Below are 18,457 nucleotides of genomic sequence, written 5' to 3' on the forward strand. Positions count from 1 at the left end.
TGTGTTGTCCGTCGCTCAAAGAACGGGCTTCAGGATGTCGATCTTCACTACGCGCATCGCGTCATCCTTCACAAGATCGGTCAGGCCGTTCGCGTCGCTCTTGCCCTCGATCACGCGTCCGTCGTCGAGTGCGATGCGGTATGGCTGGTTGGCCGCAGCCGCCGTCTGTCCATCTTCACCGGGATAATGCAACCGGAAGCGCTGATCGGTCGGGACGTTATTGAAGGCGGATTTAGCCCCCTGCTGCGTCGATGGGCCGCCCCACTGATGCGAGGCTGACAGCAGTTTGATGTCACCGTTAGTCCCCAACGTCACACCACCGCCGATCTTGATGAAGCTGCCGTCTTCGGCGACCAGGCGCACGGTCGGCGCCGAAAGCACAATCTCGTTTTCGTTCGTGCTGATCGCCACGCCTTTCTGCGCCGCTGCAGTCAGCGTGTCTGCCTGCGCCTGCAAGATCACGGGGCCTTCACCCGCGACCGCCTGAAACCCCTTACCGCGCGCAAAGAGTTGCATGCCCTGTCCTGCGGTCGCGTTCAGGCGCTGGCCGCTCATGAGCTGCAAATGCTGCTGCGCAATCTGGTCGATGTTCTCTCCCGCATAGGTGACGTGTGTCTTGGGAGTGAGGTTTGCGGAACCCGACTGCGCGCCGAACGCCATCAATGCCTGCTCGCCTCCTTGAGCTGTGCCGGACGTGCCAGACGTGCCAGTTCCCGGTTTCCAGTTCTTCAGCGCGTTCGCGACTTCCGTCTGTCCAGTGCCATCGGCAGCCACGCCACCGTGCTGTCCGGCATAGTCACCCAGCGACTTGAACAGCTCCGTACATTCAGAGAGCAGCGAGACCAGTTCGTCGCGATCCATCTGCCCACCGGCGGCCTGCGATCGGGCATAGGTCGTCAGCAAGATGCCTTGTGCTGCGCGAACGGAGGCCGCAGCGTCGGTGCGCAGCTCGGCGCCCTCACCACGATCGGCGCCGTTACCATCGGAGCGAGGCTGTGTCAGATAACCCAGATTCAGCTGTGACGAAGCATGGTCGCTCGCGAGTTGCGCGCTAATCTGCTGCGGCGTGTCGTCCAGCCGGAGCTGATTCGAGCGCTGTCCGTTAATTTCCTGACTCACGGTTCCGCTCAGGTAGCGGTTGCCCGGGAGCGCGCCAGTGCGGCTAAACATGGCCGGCATATTCTGGCCGTTAGGAAACACGCCCGCCACGTACATACGATCGGGATCGCCATTCAGGAACTCGAGCAGGACCTCCATACCCTTTCGCGGAAGAGCGTTCTGGCCGAAGTTTGCGCCAGACCAGTTACCAAGCACACGAACGGCTGCGCTGTCCGCCGGCGTGCCCTGTGTACCGGCGCCTGCGGCATGGGTGTGGTCCGCCTCGTCGAGCCCCTGAATCTGCACAAAGATGCGGCCGTATTCGTCGGTGTGAACCTGTTCGCCGTCTGGCACGACCACGACCCCGGTAATCGGATAGACGCGGGGAAGATCGACGCGTGGATCGTAGACAGGCGTAAGCGGCGTGCCACGCGGCACACCCGTAAACGTGTTCTCGTACCGGCTGGATTCGGAGTCGCTGTCCTGCGCGCCTCGCATCCGGGTGGCGACAGACGCTGGCGGCGTATCAGACAACCACCGGCTGGCCGTGAACAGCGATTGCGCACGCGAGGAAAGCTCCTTGGGCAGGTTGTTCTCGCCGCGGTGGTGAAGCGACGTGAAGATCACGCGGCGGTCGACTTCCTCGGCCTGATCCAGTTCGGGGTGCCCCGAGACCGTAACCCACGTGCCGACTTCGAGGTTTCGAACGCCACTCGCGCCGTCGATCCTCACGGCTTGCCCACCGTGAGCCATGATCCGCGCCCGGCCGAGACGCTGGTTGTCGTCCGCCGAATCTGCAATGTGAGGCGCGTCGATGCGTGAATCCGACAGCAAACGGCCGAGGTCATTACCAGCAGCACCCTGGTCGACGCGGGTCGGCGCCTGCAGCTTGTCCATCTGGCTGGGCTTGTAATCCCAGCTCACCCGGCGCACCGAACCCGCGACCAGCTGCCGCCCCATCGAGAGAAGCGTGATTGAGTCAGACGTGCCGACGCTGGCGTCCGAGTGGTAAGGAACCGTTCCTGCCGGGCCTTGCTCCAGCTTGATCACGCTGTCGAAGAGCACCAACGTGTGAAAAGGCGATTGGGTGAGGTCCGAACTGCCCTGTCCTCCCGCCTTGATGAACCATGAGATGCCTTCCCGACGGCAAAGACGGCGGATAAAGTCGGCGTCCGACTCATCAAATTGCAGCGTCTGCTCGCGAGTCGGATATTTCGAGGCGTCGATATTCGACATGTCGATGTCGAACGTGGCGGCCAAGGTTGAGCTCTTTGTGCGCCACTCGCGCACGAGCGTCTGAATAATGTCCAGCGCACTCTTCGTCCGGAATATCCGCGTGTTGATGCGACGCTCGAGAACCGACAGCGCATCGCGCACCACCAGCTGATACGTTGCTAGCGATCCATCTGACTCACCCTCGTGGGCGTCCGTCACGATCCCGCATATTGACTGAAGCGCACCGGTATCGGTGACCAATTGCACGGTCACCGGTTGCCCGAGGAAATTCTGGAGCGCAACGCCAGTGCTGGTCGAAATGCACGACAGCCGCCCCTCGATACCGCCGCAAAGATCTTCACGAATATCAAGCCTTTGCAGAAACAGCAAGCCCGCAAGATCTGACTGGGAATTGCGCCAGTAGAGGCGAAAGGCGCGCGTGTCCTGGGACGGGAGCGCGCCAATAAATATTCGCTGAATGTTCACGACCTTCTCCCCCGGAGGATTCTCATTTTATGCGATTTGAATTAGCCTGATATTCACCGCCGATAATCGTGCCGCATAAAACACGAGAGGCCCAAGATTGCGGGGCGAAAATAACAGGCGTTTAAGCTGCTGTCAAATTCTGTAAGAATCACTTTTAATAACCAGCATTAATTGCCGAAACATCTGGCATTTGTGCCAACAGGAAAAATATTCCGCCCCTTCCTGATTCCGGCTATCCTGCTTTGCGCCACTCATCAGAGCCGCACCACAACGCCTACCCAGGCCAGCCTAAGGCACCAAGCGCTCATGCCGAATCTTCCCAAGCCCACCGGATCGAGCGAGACAGAGGCAGACGCGCGAACGGCCGCCTACGCGTGGCACCAGTGAATCCGCATCGGCGCATGGTCCGCATCTGCACTGCCCGTTAATCTTCAGCATCCGACGGCCCGACGCTCGGGTCGGGATGGATAGAGCGTGTTAAGCACTTACGGCCAGACCCGCAGAAGGAACAATTCAATGCGACCAGTCGATGGCACTGGAAATTGCCGCATTGTCATGCTCAGTTCTCGCTGCGGACGACGCTTACCGAATCGCGAAAGGATTGAACCAGCACTACGTTCTGATCCACTCACTCCGGCGGTTCCCTTGACACCGAACGCTAACTTCGACACACCGAATTCATGGAAGAAAGGAGATAAGCATGGTCACGCGCTCGATGCCGGTAACCGATCAAACAGCATGGACAACAGCCAGCCTGCAGGCCGCAGAAAAAAGCTGGATTCTGTGCTTCACCGCCGCGAACTCGCGGAGCTGGACGCCGCCCTCAAGCGCGTACAGCATCTGCCGATCACGGAAATCACCAAGGCTGATTTCCCGTTGGATGTTCTCTTGCCCACGCTGGAAACTGCGTCGCGCGAAATCCATCACGGCCATGGGCTCGTCGTTCTGCGTGGCTTGCCGGTCGAGCGGTATTCGAAAGACGATGCTTCCCGGATCTATGGGGGCGTGGGTCTGCATCTCGGTACGCCCGTCACGCAGAATGCCCGCGCACATCTGCTTGGTCACGTGAAGGACGAGGGGGTGACGTACAGCCAGAAAACCCGTGGCTATAACACCAAGGCTATGCTGAATTTCCACACGGACAATTGCGACATCGTCGGCCTGCTGTGCCTGCGCACGCCGCGAGCCGGTGGTCTCAGCCGCTTCACGAGTTCCACGACGATCTTTAACAGGATCCGCGAGCAACGTCCGGACCTTCTTGCGCCGCTATTCGAAGGCTTTTACTACGATCTCAAGGGTGAAGGTCGCCCCGGCGCAGGCGAGCTGAGCGATCACAAAATCCCGTTCTACAGCGACTTCGAAGGACACCTCAGCTGCCGCTATGTTCGTAACGCGATCGAACCCGCGTTCGCGAAGAGCGGCGAGCCGAAAACCGACGCGCAGGAAGAAGCGCTCAACCGCGTCGACGCGCTCGCCACCTCGGCAGAGTTGTGCTTCGAGATGCAATTCGAGCCGGGGGACATGCAATTGCTGAACAATCACGTGATCGTTCACTCCCGCACTGAGTTCGACGATTTTGAGGAAGATGACCGCAGGCGACACCTGCTGCGCCTTTGGCTGCGTAATGACACGCGCCCGCTCGCGATCGAATTCGCTGAACGCTTCGGCCCTGGAACGGCTCGCATGGGCGTTCCCAATTTCGACCGCACACAGGCAGCGTAAGGGACTAGTCGCGATCGCCAGAAGGAGATCGCGATTCCCCTACCCGATCCCGCGATCGCCGGCTTGCCAGGCATAGCGTCGTCGATGCAACACCGCCGCCGGCTCTGGAACCGGGCTGGATGCTACGGCACGGTGCGCCCGGTCGAACCCGTCTCGTCACCCCGCTCAGTGGGGCGAATCGTCCGCCGAAAGCGAACGCAAGCCCACTGGAAGCCCTACGCCTAACAATCATTTTCCACAGGAATATCCCTTGAATAATTCCAGCCAATCCCGAGCCGTCGTCACCCAGATTGAACGCGTTGCACCAGCGCTCGTTGAGCGCGCGCGGACGGTCCAGGCGGCCATTCTCGCTGACGTCGCCGGCCGCCGCGGCACGCTCAATGGTCGCGTCCAGGCGTTGGGCGCCCACATGAAAGTTGCCGGCCCTGCGATCACTGTCGAAGTGCGCCCGGGCGACAATCTGGCCATTCACGCCGCCCTCGCGGTTGCGAAGCCCGGCGACGTGATCGTCGTCGACGGTAAGGGCGACGTGAGCTGCGCCCTGATCGGCGAGATCATGTCGACGCAGGCGAAGGCCACCGACATCGCGGGCTTTGTCATTGACGGCGCGGTCCGTGATACGGACGAACTCGCGTCCGGCGACTTCCCTATTTTCTCGGCGGGACGCAATCCTTGCGGTCCGACCAAGAGCGTTGCCGGCCGCGTCAACGGGCAGATCTCGGCGGCCGGCGCTTCGGTTAATCCGGGCGACCTGATCGTCGGCGACGCCGACGGCGTGGTCGTCGTTCCACGTGAGAGCGTTGCGGCACTGCTCGATGCTGCGCAAAACAAGGTGAATGCAGAAGCGAAGCGCATTGCGGCGATCCGCGCGGGCGACACACGGGCTCCTTGGCTCGAGCGGGAACTTCGCGCGGTCGGCATGCTGGCCGAGGGCGAAACGCTCTAGTCGACAGGACTGGCCGGCGGCGCATCATCAAATGAACCAGGCTTTTTGGCTTTCTTCTTACAGAGTTTGCCGGACCAAACTCAGGCGCCGCTACTTGAACACGGTCCGTTGGGATATGAGAATAGCGTCGTAGTCTCATGCAATTTCGGGCAAGTCCTCGCTTCGGACTCTGTCCTGATCCCCTTAGACCGGTCGACATAGTCATGGCGCCTCAATTCGAAATTACCGAAACCCTGGTCGGCGCGCTGTCACTGCGGGCCATCAAGTCATTTCTTGCGGCAGCAAAGTTCAGCAGTTTTACGGGGGCTGCCAACGCACTGAGCGTGACCCCGGCAGCCGTAAGCAAACAGGTGCGGGAACTGGAGGACTACCTCGGGACGGCGCTGTTTGTCCGATCGGGCAGAACCGTCGCACTGACGGCCGATGGCGAGATGTTCAAGGATGCCGCCCAGCTTTCGCTGATCAATATTCATCAGGCCGCCGAACGCCTGCGCAAGAGGATTCCCGCCAGGCAGACCCTGATCGTGTGCTGTTCGCCGGCGTTTTCGGCGCTGTGGCTCCACAGGCGGCTCCCCGAATTCCTCCAGGACGCGCCGGATATCGAACTCACCGTACTGGCGACGCAGAATTTCATCTCGATGGAAGCGGGAATGCAGCCGGACGTGTACATCGCGAAACTGGCGAGCTTACGTGAGGGATACGACAGTGAGCATTTGTTCGACGACGAGGTCTATCCGGTTTGCACCCCGCAGTATCTGCAGCGCCATGGCCCGATCTCGGCACCAAAAGGATTGCTCGACATGTCGCTGCTGGATCTCAGCGCTTACGGTCGCTCGCAGATTTCCGAGCATATCGACTGGAAGGTCTGGCTTGCTCTGCATGACGTGGACACCAGCTGGGGCGCCGATATCCCCCGCCAACTATTCACCAGCAGTGATTATCCAGCCATCGTGCAGCTGGCCCTGGCGCATCAGGGGGTGACCCTGGGCTGGCATCATCTCGTCGGACACCTGGTCGACAGCGGCGACCTCGTGCGTCCGTTACCGCAAAAGACCGTCATGAGGAATCGCGGCCACTACCTCTCCGTGCGCAAAGACAAGGCCGACACGAGCGTGTGCAAACGATTCTGCCAGTGGATCAGGCAACAACTCGCCGCGCAATCTTCAACGAAAAGTTGAAGAACTGCCACAGAAAATGTCGTTTTTGTTACCGACGAAACCAGCATAAATTTCTCTTCACGCCGCACAGGAGCGGCGGCACGAGAGAGGAATCAGCACATGGGTTTCAAGAGAAGTATTCAGGCCGTGGAGACCCATTCGGGCATCCCCATGCGCGTCGTGACCGGCGGTATCCCGCACATTCCCGGCGACACGGTCCAGGCCAAGATGAAATGGCTGGAGGCCAATGACGACGGGCTGCGCAAGCTGCTGCTGCGCGAGCCACGCGGTTACCCGGCCCATTGCTGCAATATCGTCGTGCCGCCCTGTCACCCGGAGGCAGACGCCGGCTACATCATCCTTGAGCAGGTCGAATACCCAATGATGTCGGGCGGCAACACCATCTCCGTCGCTACCGTGCTGCTGGAAATGGGCATGCTGCCAATGCAGGAGCCGGTGACCGAGCTGACACTGGAAGCACCGGCCGGCCTGATCCGCATCACCGCCGAGTGCAAGGACGGCAAGGTCAAGAGTGTGAAGTTCACGAACGTACCGGCATTTGCCGCGCATCTGGATGCCGTCATCGACGTGCCGCATCTGGGCAAGGTACGCGTGGATGTCGGCTGGGGCGGCATGTTCTATGCGATCGCCGATGTGCGCCAGTTTCCGGGCCTCGAGCTAAAGCCCGAACACGGCAAGGAGATCGCACGTGTCTCGGCCATGATCCGGCAAGCCGCCATCGAGCAGTTACCAGTTGCACACCCTGACTATCCGGGCGTTGGCATCACGATTTCGCAGCTCTCCGGCCCCACCGACGATCCGCGGGCCGACTGGAAAAACGCGGTCACCATGCCCACCGGGCCGCTCTCGTGGGACGATCCGGCCACCTGGACCGGCGCGATCGACCGTTGCCCCTGCGGCACCGGCACCTGTGCAAAGATGGCCGTGCTGCACGCCAAGGGCGAACTGCCACTCCACCAGGACTTCCGTCACCAGGGCATCCTCGGTACGGTCTTTACGGGCAGCCTCCTGGAGACGACCCGAATTGGCGAGCACGCGGCCGTGGTACCGACACTGGCCGGCACCAGCTGGATCCATGGCATCAACACGATCGTGCTGGATCGCGACGATCCGTTTCCTGAGGGCTACACCCTCGGGGACATCTGGCCGAAACAGTAGGAACGCTGAGCATGCAGACCATCTCCGCGCAACAGATCCAGTCGGTGCTGAACTGGAACGGCGTTCTCGACGCGTTACAGCAGGGGCATTCGGGATCCCGGCCCGTAGGCGACGGCTACTTCATTCGAGATGCGAGCTTTGGCCTGTTCAGCCGGGGTGTCATTTTGCCGGGCGTAGGCGCTGGGGTAAAAATTGCCTCGATCCAACAGGGCAACGGCGCTGCGGATCCGCCCCTACCGACCGAGCAGGCCGCGTTTCTGGCGTTGGACGAACGTACCAGGAGTTTCGTCGCCATGCTTGACGGTCCCGAAATCACGCGATGGAAAACCGCAGCCGACTCGGCGCTGGCAGCACGCATGCTAAGCAGCGAGCACAGTGAGGTTCTGCTGGTCTTGGGCGCGGGTCCGATTGCGCGGTCTATGACAGATGCCTACCTGCACATCCGTCCGTCTATCCGCGAAGTGTTGCTGTGGAATCGACGACCTCGCTCTCGACCTTCTGGAGCAACGATTGCAACGCGCCGCTCACCGCGTCCGGGCGCTCCAGCATTAGTTGATGGCCGCATCGGGCAACGACTTCGAAACGTGCTTGAGGCAAAGCGAGCGCCAAAGCGCGCCCGCCTTCCGCAGGCGTCAGCCCATCCGTATCGCCGGAAAGCACGACGATCGGCAGATCCAGTTGCGATAACCCAGCCGGATTCGCCCACGGCGCGTCTTCGATAATGGCCTTGAAGGTCGCCATGCGATTGCGGCGTGCGACCTTCGACTCATAGCGGACCAGCACGCGGCTCGCATCGGGATGCCATGCAAGACGTCTGAAGCCGCGCGCGAACCACGGCTTCAGCCATTCGAGCAACCAGACAGGCAGCGATGGTGCGCGCGGCTGCGGCCGCGCCAGTTGCGTCCCCAACAGCAGCGCGGCATCGATTTCGCGTAGACGTCCATCGCGCGACAGCCTGTCCAGCAACGCGAGCGTGCTGCCCGTGCCAAGCGAATGCGCGACCAGCACATTGCGTTTGCCTTTGAAGCGCTCGAACAGCGCGAGATAGTCGGCGATTGTTTCCTCGCCGCGGTAAGCACCGCTTTCTGGCGGCGCGTCCGGGCTGTCGCCGTGGCCCGTGAAGTCCCAGGCGACCAGTTCGTAGCCGTCGGCGGCGAGCGCGTCCCACTGATAACGCCACTGGTTCTTGTTGCCGCCGCCACCGTGCGCGAAGAACAACACCGTCCCGCCATGTGGCGAACCGGACGGCGCCGCTCGATGGGCGACGCTCAACGCCCGGCCCGGACGCACTTCGATACGGTCGCCCGTCACCACGACCGACGTCGCGATGTCTCGTCCCACATGCTCGCTCATGAAAGCTCCTTATCTATCGCTGGATCGAGCGCGCGTACGCGCTCGGGCAAAGCCGGCGTCGCGGCGATGAGACTGCGCGTATAGGCCTCGCGCGGCGCCTCGAAAATCTGCCTGGCTGTGCCGGTCTCGACGACGCGGCCGTTGTGCATCACCGCGATCCGGTCGCTGATCTGGGCCGCGACACGCAGATCGTGCGTCACGAAAATCGTCGCCATGTCGCGCTCGCGCTGCACCGAGGCGAGCAGGTCCAGCACCTCGGCCTGCACGGCGACGTCGAGCCCCGAGACAATCTCGTCGGCCACGAGGACCTTCGGTTCGAGCGCGAGCGCGCGGGCGAGGCCAATGCGCTGGCGCTGTCCGCCTGAGAACTCATGCGGATAGCGATGCAAGGCGCCGGGCGGCAGCTTGACCTGCGCGAGCAGTTCCGCCGCGCGTTCGAGCGCCTGGACGCGCGGCATGCCATACGCGAGCAGACCCGTGGCAACGATCTGGCCGATCGTATGGCGTGAGTTGAGCGACGCATACGGGTCCTGAAACACCAGCTGAATGTGGCGGCGCCACGGCCGCAGCGCGCGCTCTGGCATCTGCGCGATGTCCTGCGCGCCGTCGAGCACGATGCGTCCCGCGTCCACGCGAACGAGCCGCGTGAGCGCGCGCGCAAGCGTCGATTTACCGGAACCCGATTCGCCGACGATACCGAGCGTCTCGCCTGCCCGAACGGCGAGGCTCACGCTCGACAGCGCATCGACCGCGTGGCGTCCGCGGCGCGCCCGCCATAACCCGCCTCCGCGCGCCGCGTAGCGCTTGTGCAAGTCTTCGGCGAGCAGAGCGGGCATCCCGCCATCCGCCTGCGGACGCGATACGAAACGCCCGTGCGGAATCGCATCGAGCAACGCCTGCGTGTACGGATGCGCGGGCGAGCGCAGCACATCGGCGGCCGGCCCGCTTTCGACGATCTCGCCGTCGCGCATCACGGCAACGCGGTCGGCGATTTGCGCGACCACGCCGAAGTCGTGCGTGATGAACAGCACGCCTGTGCGCGTGGCGCGCGTCGCCGTGCGCAGGCGTTCGAGGATGCGCGCCTGCGTCGTTACGTCGAGCGCGGTGGTCGGCTCGTCGGCGATCAGCAGCCTGGGTTCGAGCGCCAGCGCCATCGCAATCAGCACGCGCTGACGCTGGCCGCCGGAAAGCGCATCGGGAAACGCGTGACGCAGCCGCTCCGGTTCGGGCAAACCGACGTCGCGCAGCAATTCGATCACACGCGCCGCGCATGCCGCCGACTCGCGGCGCGACGACAGCACGCCGTGCACGCGCAGCACCTCGTCGATCTGCGCGCCCACGGTCATCAGCGGATTGAGCGCGGAGAGCGGCTCCTGAAAGATCATCGAGATCTCGCGCCCGCGCAGCGTGCGCCAGTCGGCCTCGCGCTGGCTGCTCAGATCGCGTCCCTGCAATACGATCCGCCCGCCCGTGCGCAGCACGCCGCGCGGCAGCAGCCCCGCAATCGATGCGGCCAGCAGCGATTTGCCCGAGCCCGACGCGCCCACCACGCACAGCACCTCGCCCGCGCCGATCGTCAGCGACACATCGCGAACGGCGTAAGTGCGCTCGGCGCCGGGCGGCAACGCAAGCGTCAATCTGTCGATATCGAGTAGCGGCGCGGTGCTCATCGTCCCCGCTCCCCGCCTGCCGCCATCGCCAGCCGCAAGCCTTCGCCGACGCGATTGATCGATAGGGCCGTCGCCACGATCGCCAGGCCCGGCCAGACGCTCAACCACCACGCTTCGCGCATCACCGTGCGCGCCGCGCCGATCATGAAACCCCAGCTCATCTGCGAGGCGTCGCCGAGCCCGAGAAAGGACAAGGCCGATTCGGTCAGGATCGCCCCCGACACCATCAACGCCGCGAGCACTGCGAGCGGACCCAATGCATGCGGCAGGATCTGCCGCCAGACGATCACAGCGGGACGCTCGCCCGTCACGCGCGCGGCCAGCACGAATTCGCGGCGCGACAGCGTGATGAATTCGCCACGAACGAGCCGTGCGATCGCGGGCCACGACGCCGCCGCAATCGCCACCACGGTCGATTCGAGCGACGCGCCGAGCACCGCCGCGATCGTCACCGCGAGCGCGAACTGCGGAATCGTCTGAAACAGCGCGATCACCGCGCTGAGCACGGCATCGATCCAGCCGCCGCACCAACCCGCCAATGCGCCGATCGTCGCCCCGACCGCAAAGGTCGCGACCGTCGCCGCCACGCCGACGAACAGCGAGACGCGCGCGCCCCACAGCAGGCCCACGACTTCGTCGCGCCCGAGCATGTCGGTGCCGAGCGGATGCGCGAATTGCCGGAACGGCGCGAGCAGCGGATCGGCGGCGATGGCCCAAGGCGACGGCAGCCAGAACGGCGCGGACAGCGCGATCAGCGCCACGATTGCGAGAAACGCACTGCCCGCCAGCGCGCCCGGCGCGCGCGCGAAATCGCGCATCCATCGCTTCGGCGGCGTCGCGGAGACCTCGGGGTACGTCGTGCTCATGCGGCCTCCCGGGCTGCGCCATGGCCGATCCGTGGATCGACGATGCGATACAGCACGTCGGTCAGCAGATTGAAGAACACGACGAGCGCTGCAATCACCGCGAGCAATCCCAGCAGAACCGGATAGTCGCGCTGCACGAGCGAGTCGTACATCAACCCGCCGAGTCCCGGCCACGCGAAGACGATTTCGGTGACGAGCGCGCCGCCCGCCAATTCCCCGAGTTGCAGGCCGCCGAGCGTGACGACCGGCATCAGCGCGTTGCGCAGCACATGGCGGATCATGACGCGCGGCTCGGAGGCGCCCTTGGCGCGCGCCGTGCGCACGAAGTCCTGCGTGATCACGGCGAGCATCGACGCGCGCGTGAGCTGAAGATAGACGGCCGCATAAACGAGACCCAGCGTGCTCGCGGGCAACACGAGATGCTGCGCCACGTCGAGCGCGTGCCGCCAGCCCGTATAGCCCGCGCCCACGCTCTCCATGCCGAACGACGGCAGCCAGTCGAGCAGCACGGAAAACGCGATCAACGCGAGCAGCGACATCCATAAAACCGGCGTGGCATAGACGATCACCGCGAGCGCGCCGAGCACACGTGACACCGCACGCGCGAGCACGCCTTCGTGCGCATCGCCCCACGCGGCCAGCGCGCCCGTGCTGACGCCCACGACAATCGACACGGCAAACGCCGCGAACATCAGCAGCAGCGTCGCGGGCAGGCGGTCGGCGATCAGTTCGAGCACCGGCATCTGATTGCGATACGAATAGCCGAAGTCGCCGTGCAAAAGCTGGAGCAGGTACTGCGCGAACTGCGTGCCGAGCGGACGCGCCAGCCCCAGTTGCACGCGCAGGTGCTCGACGTAGGCGGCGTCGCCCGCGCCCGCGTCGCCCGCGAGCGCGAGCGCGGGGTCGCCGGGTGCGAGCCGGATCAGAAAGAAGTCGACGATCAGCACGCCGAAGACAATCGCCAGTCCCCGCAGCGCCGTCGTTGCAAAGCGCAACACAGTCGTCATCGCGTCAACCTATCCACGTGTCTTCGAGGCTGTCGTTGATGCTGGTCGCGGTGCGCAACAGGTTGTGCACGTTGCGTCGGTAGAGCGTCGGATTGACCATCTCGAAGACGTTGGCGATCGCCGCATCGTTGGCGAGCGCGGTCTGGATCTGCGCGTAGAGCGCGCGGCGGCGGGCCGGATCGGTGGCTTGCGCGGCTTCGTCCCAGAGCGCGTCGACTTTCGGGTTGCGGTAGCCCTCGACGTTGCCGAACGGCGAGCCCTTGGAAATGTTGTCCGAGCGGTACAGCGGCGCGACGCTGAATTCCGGGTCGCCATTCTGGAACAGGAAGTTGTAGCTCAGATCGAAGTCCCAGTTCGCCACGCGCGCGTACCAGCCGGCAGCGTCCGTGGTCTGCACGCGCACGTTGAATCCCACCTGGGCGAGCGCCTGCTGCGTGTATTCGGCCACGCGCTCCCACGCCCCGCCCTTCTCTCCGTTGATGAGCACGAGCGGCGTCTTGCCGACATCGACGCCCGACTGGCGAATCAGCGCACGCGCGCGCTCGGGATCGTGCGCAAAGCGCGGCACACCCGGATCGTAGTAAGGCGACGTCGACAAAAACGGCCCGTTCGCAACCTTGCCGTAGCCATAAAAAATCTTGTCGACGATGAACTGGCGATCGAGCGCATGCAACACGGCCTGGCGCACGAGCACGTTGTCGAACGGCGCCTTGCGCTGGTTCAGTTCGAGAAACGCCATGCCCGAAAACAGTTCCCAACCGCGCGTCGTCAGCTCGACACCGGGCAGCTTCGCGAGCCGCGCGATATCCGAGTAATCGACATCGCCCGCGCGCAGCGCATGGACCTGACCGCGTTCGAACGCGATCGATCGCCCTGCCGCGTCGGGCACGATATTGAAGACGATGCCGTCGAGATACGGCAGACCGGGTTTCCAGTAATCGGGATTGCGCGCGAGGCGGATATACGCGCCGCGCTTCCACTCGCGAAACACGAACGGCCCCGTGCCGACTGGATGCTGATTCGCGGGATTGGTGCGCGCGTCCTTGCCAGCGTAAAGGTGCGCCGGAAGGATCGGCAGCAGGCCGCTGCCGAGCAGGTTCCAGAGACCGCCATACGGCTTCTTGAGTTTGATCGACACCTGCAGCGGCCCGCTGGCTTCGACGCTGTCGATATACGTGTCGTGAATGATCTGCAGACGCGGCAAGGCCTTGGGCGCGATCTCGCTGAGCGTGACGACCACGTCGCGCGCGCCGAACGGCTGGCCGTCGTGCCAGCGCACGTTCGGTTGAAGCTCGAACGTGTAATGCAGGCCATCGGGACTCGCCTGCCAGCTACGCGCCAGCACCGGCACGAGGCGCTGTTGCGTGTCGTAAGCGAGCAAGCCCTGAAAAATCTTGCCGCCGACGTATTGCGACGCGACGTGCGGCGTCAGCGCGTTGATGAGCGACGGCGGCTCCGGCTGCGCGAATAGCGAGAGCGTGCCGCCGCGCACGGGCGACGAAACGCTAGTTGCACTCGCACCGCTGACCTTGCCGGCCTCCGCTGCGAAGGCGAACGGGATACCGCCCGCCAAACTCGCCGCGCCACCCGCGAGCGCGAGCAGATAGCGGCGGCGCGCGGCGTCGGCGATCGTTCGGTGGGCGTCGTCGTCCTCATTCGGCGTGGCGGGACGGAGAGTCTTCTGCATGCGCTCGCTCATCAGAGATATCCGTGACGGGGCGGATTGACTTCGTTGAGCACGAAGTTGCCAATCGCGTGATATTTCCAGCGCACCGGATCGTGCAGCGTGTGCGTGCGCGCGTTGCGCCAGTGCCGGTCGAGGTTGTATTCGGCGAGCACCGAGCGCGTGCCCGCCAGCTCGAAAAGCTTGTTGGTCGCGAGTATCGCCAGTTCCGTGCTCAAGACTTTCGCCACAGCGACATCGACGGACGCGCGGGCAACCTGCGCGTCGTCGACAGTTGCGGGCAAGGCGTCGAGTTGCGCCGCCACGCGATCGAGCACCGCCTCGGCGGCCACGAGGCGCACCTGCAGTTCCGCAACGTCGCGAATCACATAGGGATCGTCGGAGGCGCGGGCAACACCGCTGTCGCCCCACGGACGGCTGCGCGTGCGCACGAAATCGACCGTGTCCGCCAGCGCGGCGCGCGCAATGCCCACGTCGATGCTCGCATGCAGCAACTGCGAGACCGGCCCCGCGAGCGTGGGCGTCTCGAACGCCGCCTGGATCGACACCACGTTTTCCGGCTCGATTTCGACGTCGGTGAACGTCACCGTGCCGCTCGCCGTCGTGCGCTGGCCGAACCCGCTCCAGTCGTCCGTGATGACGATGCCGGGACGCTCGCGTTCGACGAGCACCTGCACGTAGCGGCCGTCGTCGTCGAGCGCCAGCACCGCGATCCAGTCCGCGTACAGCGCGCCGGTCGCATAGAACTTCTGCCCGTTCAGCACCAGACGGTCGCCTTGGCGTGACAGGCGCGTCGAAATTTCGAGCGCCGTCTTCGTGCCGCGCTCCGAGGCCGCGTGACCGATGCGCGCGCCATCGAGCGCGAGCGCAAAGAACTTGCGGCGCTGCGCCTCATTGCCCGTGAGGCGAATCACGTCGAGCGCGTGGAAATGATTCTTCGGCAACTGGCCGATCGACGGGTCCGCCTGCGCGACGATGCGCACCACTTCCCCGAGCGTGGCGAGCGACACGCCCGCGCCGCCATAGGCTCGCGGCACGGTGATGCCCCACAGGCCGCTGCCGGAAAAGAGATCGAGTTCGGCAAACGGCAGACGGCGCTCGCGGTCGCGATGCGCGGCTTCGCGGCCGAGTTCGTCGGCGAGACGGCGGGCGCTTTCGAGCGCGTGCGCATCGTCTGCGATGCGGCTCGCACCTGGGCGCGCCAGCGACGGCGCGGCTTGCTGCGCTTGTTGCGGGCGGCTCGTTACGTCGTCCAGCGACGCCGGCGATGAAGTGGCAGACATGAAAAATCCTCGTCGAGAAAAAGCGTGTGCATACACACACAAAGCACGCGAAACGGATGAGCCGACGGCATCGGCCCGGGATCGTCCGCAATGCAAGGGTCATGCCATTGCCGATTCACGGGCGTTTGCGCCGCTCGTCGCTGCTTGTGCACGCTGGATTTGCAGCGAGATGCGGCGAATCCAGCAGGCGAGCGCGGAGCCACTCGTGCTGCTGGGTTTTCAGCAAAGCGGCTTGAATCAGCCAGCAACGAAGCCGCATCCCTTCACGTTTGCCGCCCGCAAAAGTCCGCAAGCGCCCGTGGCGCAAGCACAAACGCGCACTGGCATGGCTGTTGCAAAGCGTCGCGCCATCCCCGGCGAACGATCGGGGCACGGGGACAGCACGCCCACACATCACACGCAGACACAAGACAGGGATATCGAATGAAAGACACGTTGCTCAGGGCGTCGATAGGCGCGTCGGCCCTGATGGCCGGTTTGCCGGCCGCGCTTCACGCGCAGGAAGCGGCCACGGCCGCACCGGCGAGCGCTGCCGTCGCGACATCGAAGACAGCACCAACGACAGCACCGAAGGCCGCATCGAAGAACACCGCGAAGCCTGGCGAGAAAGAAGCCTCGGCTGCCGCGCCGGACGCCGCGTCCGGCACGCGGCTCTCGGAAGTGGTCGTGACGGCCGAACGCCGCACGCAATCGGCGCAGCGTGTCGGCGCGTCGATCTCGGTGCTGCGCGGAAGCGCCCTCAAGGAACTGAACGTCAACACCGTCAACGACCTTCAGCACGCCACGCCGAGCCTCGAAGTCGAGCCCGCTTTCGGCGGCGGCCAGCCGCAATTCCGCATTCGCGGCGTGGGCTTCAACGACTACACCTCGAACAACGCCTCGACAGTCGGCATCAATGTGGACGATGTCGCCTACGCGCTGCCTATCCAGACACAAGGGCAGTTGTTCGACCTCGCCCGCGTCGAAGTGCTGCGCGGCCCGCAAGGCACGCTCTATGGCCGCAACACGACCGGCGGCACGATCAACTTCATCACCAACAAGCCGACGAAGGATTTCGAAGCGGGCGTGACCGCCGAATACGGTTCGCACAACCTGCTGACCACGGAAGGTTACGTGTCGGGCCCGCTGAGCGACACCGTGCGCGGCCGGATCGCCTTCACAACGCAGGACTTCGGCGCGTGGCAAACGAACCGCGACACCGGTCAGTCGCTCGGCAATCACAACAGCGCGGCCGCGCGCGGACAACTCGACTGGGACGTCTCGCCTGATTTCAAGGTGCATCTCGGCGTGCACGGCGGCTTCGACAAATCGGACGACCAGGGCCTGTATCTGTTCACGCCGTACACCTCGACGCTCACCGGCGTCACGATCCCCGCCGACACCGACATCACCAAGACCGGCTGGGGTGTCAGCCCCGCGTTCGCGCACGTCACGGGCCTGTCGACCGATTCGAAGCCCGGCAAGAACAACGTGAATGCCGGTTTCGATCTGAGTGCAACGTGGAATCTCGGTCCGGTCGATCTCAAGAGCATCACCGCGTTCGACTATCTGCATCGCCGCGAATACATGGATTGGGATGCCACCTCGTATCACGATTCCGACGAGTATTTCGACGACACGATCAACGAGTTCACGCAGGAGCTTCGGCTTTCGTCGCATGCCGACACGCGGCTGCGCTGGGTCGCGGGCCTGTTCTATTCGCACGACGATCTGGACGAAAAGTTCTACTCCGACTTCACGGACCGCCTCGGCTTCATTGCACTCACGCGTTACAAGCAATCGGTCGATACGCTCGGCGCGTATGGTCAGGCAACCTACGACATCACGCCCCGGCTGCGCGGCATCTTCGGCATTCGTCAGGAGCACGAGCATCGCGATCTGACCGACTTCGCCTCGGGCGAACTCACGCCCTCGTTCGTGCCGTTCTCGGGCTTCACGAGCGGCGACGGCAATCAGTCGCTCACGTCGAACGGCACCTCGGGCAAGGTGGGACTCGAATTCGATCTCGCACCGGCCACACTGCTCTATGCGAGCATCAGCCGCGGCTACAAGTCGGGCGGCTTCACCGCGCACAACACGGCGAATTCGAATGCGCTCGTGCCGTTCGAGCCGGAAACGCTGACCGCCTACGAGGCCGGTTTCAAGAGCGACCTCACGCGTTCGCTGCGCTGGAACTTCTCGGCATTCCATTACGACTATCGCGATCAGCAGGTGCTCTCGGCGACCTACGATCCGACTTCGCAATCGCTGATCGGCACCTTCGTGAATGCGCCCAAATCGCGCATCGACGGCTTCGAAACGGAGCTCGACTGGCATCCGGTCAACGGGCTCGTGATCTCGCAATACGTCGGCTACAAGTACGGCAAGTACACCGCGCCGTTCGTCACCTACAACACGGTCGCCTCGGCCGCCGCGGGCACCAACGTCTTCAGCGACTACAACGGCACGTCGCTGAGCTTTCCGCGTCTGAGCTACGGCGGCCAGGTCGCCTATAGCTGGTTCGCGGGCGGCTACAAGTTCCGCGCGGAAACCAACTACAGCTATCGCGATGCCTATTCGCAGCTGCTGTTGCTCGGGCCGAATTACACGGTCGACGGCTACTGGCTGTTCAACGCGAGCGTGACGGTCTCGACGCCCGATCGCCACTGGGACGTGTCGCTGTGGGCGCGCAATCTGTTCAACCGCCAATACGACCTGACGAAAAACTACTTCCTGCCCGGCACCAATGTCGCTGCGGCGGGCGAGCCGCGCACCGTCGGGCTGCGCGTGACGTACACCTACTGAGGAGGAT

General features: G+C 63.9%; 13 protein-coding genes and 1 pseudogene. 7 read left to right on the forward strand and 7 right to left on the reverse strand.

All coding sequences use genetic code 11. The features are described from left to right. Positions 1–15 precede the first annotated feature (15 nt). Entirely contained in the window at positions 16–2,799 is a 2,784-nt protein-coding gene (locus LDO54_RS09200) for a type VI secretion system Vgr family protein (RefSeq protein WP_224009406.1), read from the reverse strand. A gap of 645 nt (positions 2,800–3,444) precedes the next feature. Between LDO54_RS09200 and LDO54_RS09205 the strand changes: the two genes are divergently transcribed. From LDO54_RS09205 to LDO54_RS09225, 5 genes and pseudogenes are all read left to right on the forward strand, one after another. After that, entirely contained in the window at positions 3,445–4,521 is a 1,077-nt protein-coding gene (locus LDO54_RS09205) for a TauD/TfdA family dioxygenase (RefSeq protein WP_224009408.1), read from the forward strand. Between the two features lie 250 nt (positions 4,522–4,771). Beyond that, entirely contained in the window at positions 4,772–5,467 is a 696-nt protein-coding gene (locus LDO54_RS09210; RefSeq protein WP_224009410.1) for an RraA family protein, read from the forward strand. 203 nt (positions 5,468–5,670) lie between these two features. Then, entirely contained in the window at positions 5,671–6,645 is a 975-nt protein-coding gene (locus LDO54_RS09215) for a LysR substrate-binding domain-containing protein (protein ID WP_224009412.1), read from the forward strand. A 99-nt stretch (positions 6,646–6,744) separates the two neighbouring features. Then, positions 6,745–7,803 (forward strand): proline racemase family protein, encoded by a 1,059-nt coding sequence (locus LDO54_RS09220; RefSeq protein WP_224009413.1) that lies wholly within the window; start codon positions 6,745–6,747, stop codon positions 7,801–7,803. A gap of 11 nt (positions 7,804–7,814) precedes the next feature. Next, positions 7,815–8,246, forward strand: a pseudogene (locus LDO54_RS09225) (ornithine cyclodeaminase family protein); the annotation flags it as partial. Between the two features lie 7 nt (positions 8,247–8,253). Here the strand turns inward: LDO54_RS09225 and LDO54_RS09230 are convergent. From LDO54_RS09230 to LDO54_RS09255, 6 genes are read right to left on the reverse strand one after another with little or no spacing between them, the layout of a single operon-like run. Further along, on the reverse strand, positions 8,254–9,117 hold the full coding sequence (locus LDO54_RS09230; protein WP_224009415.1) for an alpha/beta fold hydrolase: 864 nt from the start codon (positions 9,115–9,117) through the stop codon (positions 8,254–8,256). A gap of 35 nt (positions 9,118–9,152) precedes the next feature. After that, positions 9,153–10,826 carry an ABC transporter ATP-binding protein gene (locus LDO54_RS09235; RefSeq protein ID WP_224009418.1) on the reverse strand — a complete coding sequence of 558 codons (1,674 nt, stop codon included), beginning with the start codon at positions 10,824–10,826 and terminating at the stop codon, positions 9,153–9,155. Continuing rightward, on the reverse strand, positions 10,823–11,692 hold the full coding sequence (locus tag LDO54_RS09240) for an ABC transporter permease (RefSeq protein ID WP_224009419.1): 870 nt from the start codon (positions 11,690–11,692) through the stop codon (positions 10,823–10,825). The genes LDO54_RS09235 and LDO54_RS09240 overlap by 4 nt, the downstream gene beginning before the upstream one ends. Then, on the reverse strand, positions 11,689–12,699 hold the full coding sequence (locus LDO54_RS09245; RefSeq protein ID WP_224009421.1) for an ABC transporter permease: 1,011 nt from the start codon (positions 12,697–12,699) through the stop codon (positions 11,689–11,691). The genes LDO54_RS09240 and LDO54_RS09245 overlap by 4 nt, the downstream gene beginning before the upstream one ends. Before the next feature lie 4 nt (positions 12,700–12,703). Continuing rightward, positions 12,704–14,386 carry an ABC transporter substrate-binding protein gene (locus tag LDO54_RS09250; protein ID WP_224009423.1) on the reverse strand — a complete coding sequence of 561 codons (1,683 nt, stop codon included), beginning with the start codon at positions 14,384–14,386 and terminating at the stop codon, positions 12,704–12,706. An 11-nt stretch (positions 14,387–14,397) separates the two neighbouring features. Continuing rightward, positions 14,398–15,666 (reverse strand): SfnB family sulfur acquisition oxidoreductase, encoded by a 1,269-nt coding sequence (locus LDO54_RS09255; protein WP_224009425.1) that lies wholly within the window; start codon positions 15,664–15,666, stop codon positions 14,398–14,400. On the opposite strand from LDO54_RS09255, the gene LDO54_RS09260 reads away from it, so the two are divergent. Next, positions 15,665–16,093 (forward strand): hypothetical protein, encoded by a 429-nt coding sequence (locus tag LDO54_RS09260; protein WP_224009427.1) that lies wholly within the window; start codon positions 15,665–15,667, stop codon positions 16,091–16,093. The genes LDO54_RS09255 and LDO54_RS09260 overlap by 2 nt on opposite strands. Further along, positions 16,090–18,450, forward strand: a complete 2,361-nt coding sequence (locus LDO54_RS09265; RefSeq protein WP_224009429.1) for a TonB-dependent receptor — start codon at positions 16,090–16,092, stop codon at positions 18,448–18,450. Before LDO54_RS09260 ends, LDO54_RS09265 begins: the two co-directional genes overlap by 4 nt. The last annotated feature ends 7 nt before the right edge of the window (positions 18,451–18,457 follow it).

It is taken from the genome of Paraburkholderia tropica, assembly GCF_914484835.1.
GTDB lineage: Bacteria > Pseudomonadota > Gammaproteobacteria > Burkholderiales > Burkholderiaceae > Paraburkholderia > Paraburkholderia tropica_A.

What these genes read in the sequence shown, in the direction of transcription:
- LDO54_RS09220 (WP_224009413.1), top strand. Translation starts at nt 6,745, where the DNA reads ATGGGTTTCAAGAGAAGTATTCAGGCCGTGGAGACCCATTCGGGCATC.
- LDO54_RS09240 (WP_224009419.1), bottom strand. Translation starts at nt 11,692, where the DNA reads ATGAGCACGACGTACCCCGAGGTCTCCGCGACGCCGCCGAAGCGATGG.
- LDO54_RS09255 (WP_224009425.1), bottom strand. Translation starts at nt 15,666, where the DNA reads ATGTCTGCCACTTCATCGCCGGCGTCGCTGGACGACGTAACGAGCCGC.
- LDO54_RS09215 (WP_224009412.1), top strand. Translation starts at nt 5,671, where the DNA reads ATGGCGCCTCAATTCGAAATTACCGAAACCCTGGTCGGCGCGCTGTCA.
- LDO54_RS09245 (WP_224009421.1), bottom strand. Translation starts at nt 12,699, where the DNA reads ATGACGACTGTGTTGCGCTTTGCAACGACGGCGCTGCGGGGACTGGCG.
- LDO54_RS09235 (WP_224009418.1), bottom strand. Translation starts at nt 10,826, where the DNA reads ATGAGCACCGCGCCGCTACTCGATATCGACAGATTGACGCTTGCGTTG.
- LDO54_RS09250 (WP_224009423.1), bottom strand. Translation starts at nt 14,386, where the DNA reads ATGCAGAAGACTCTCCGTCCCGCCACGCCGAATGAGGACGACGACGCC.
- LDO54_RS09265 (WP_224009429.1), top strand. Translation starts at nt 16,090, where the DNA reads ATGAAAGACACGTTGCTCAGGGCGTCGATAGGCGCGTCGGCCCTGATG.
- LDO54_RS09260 (WP_224009427.1), top strand. Translation starts at nt 15,665, where the DNA reads ATGAAAAATCCTCGTCGAGAAAAAGCGTGTGCATACACACACAAAGCA.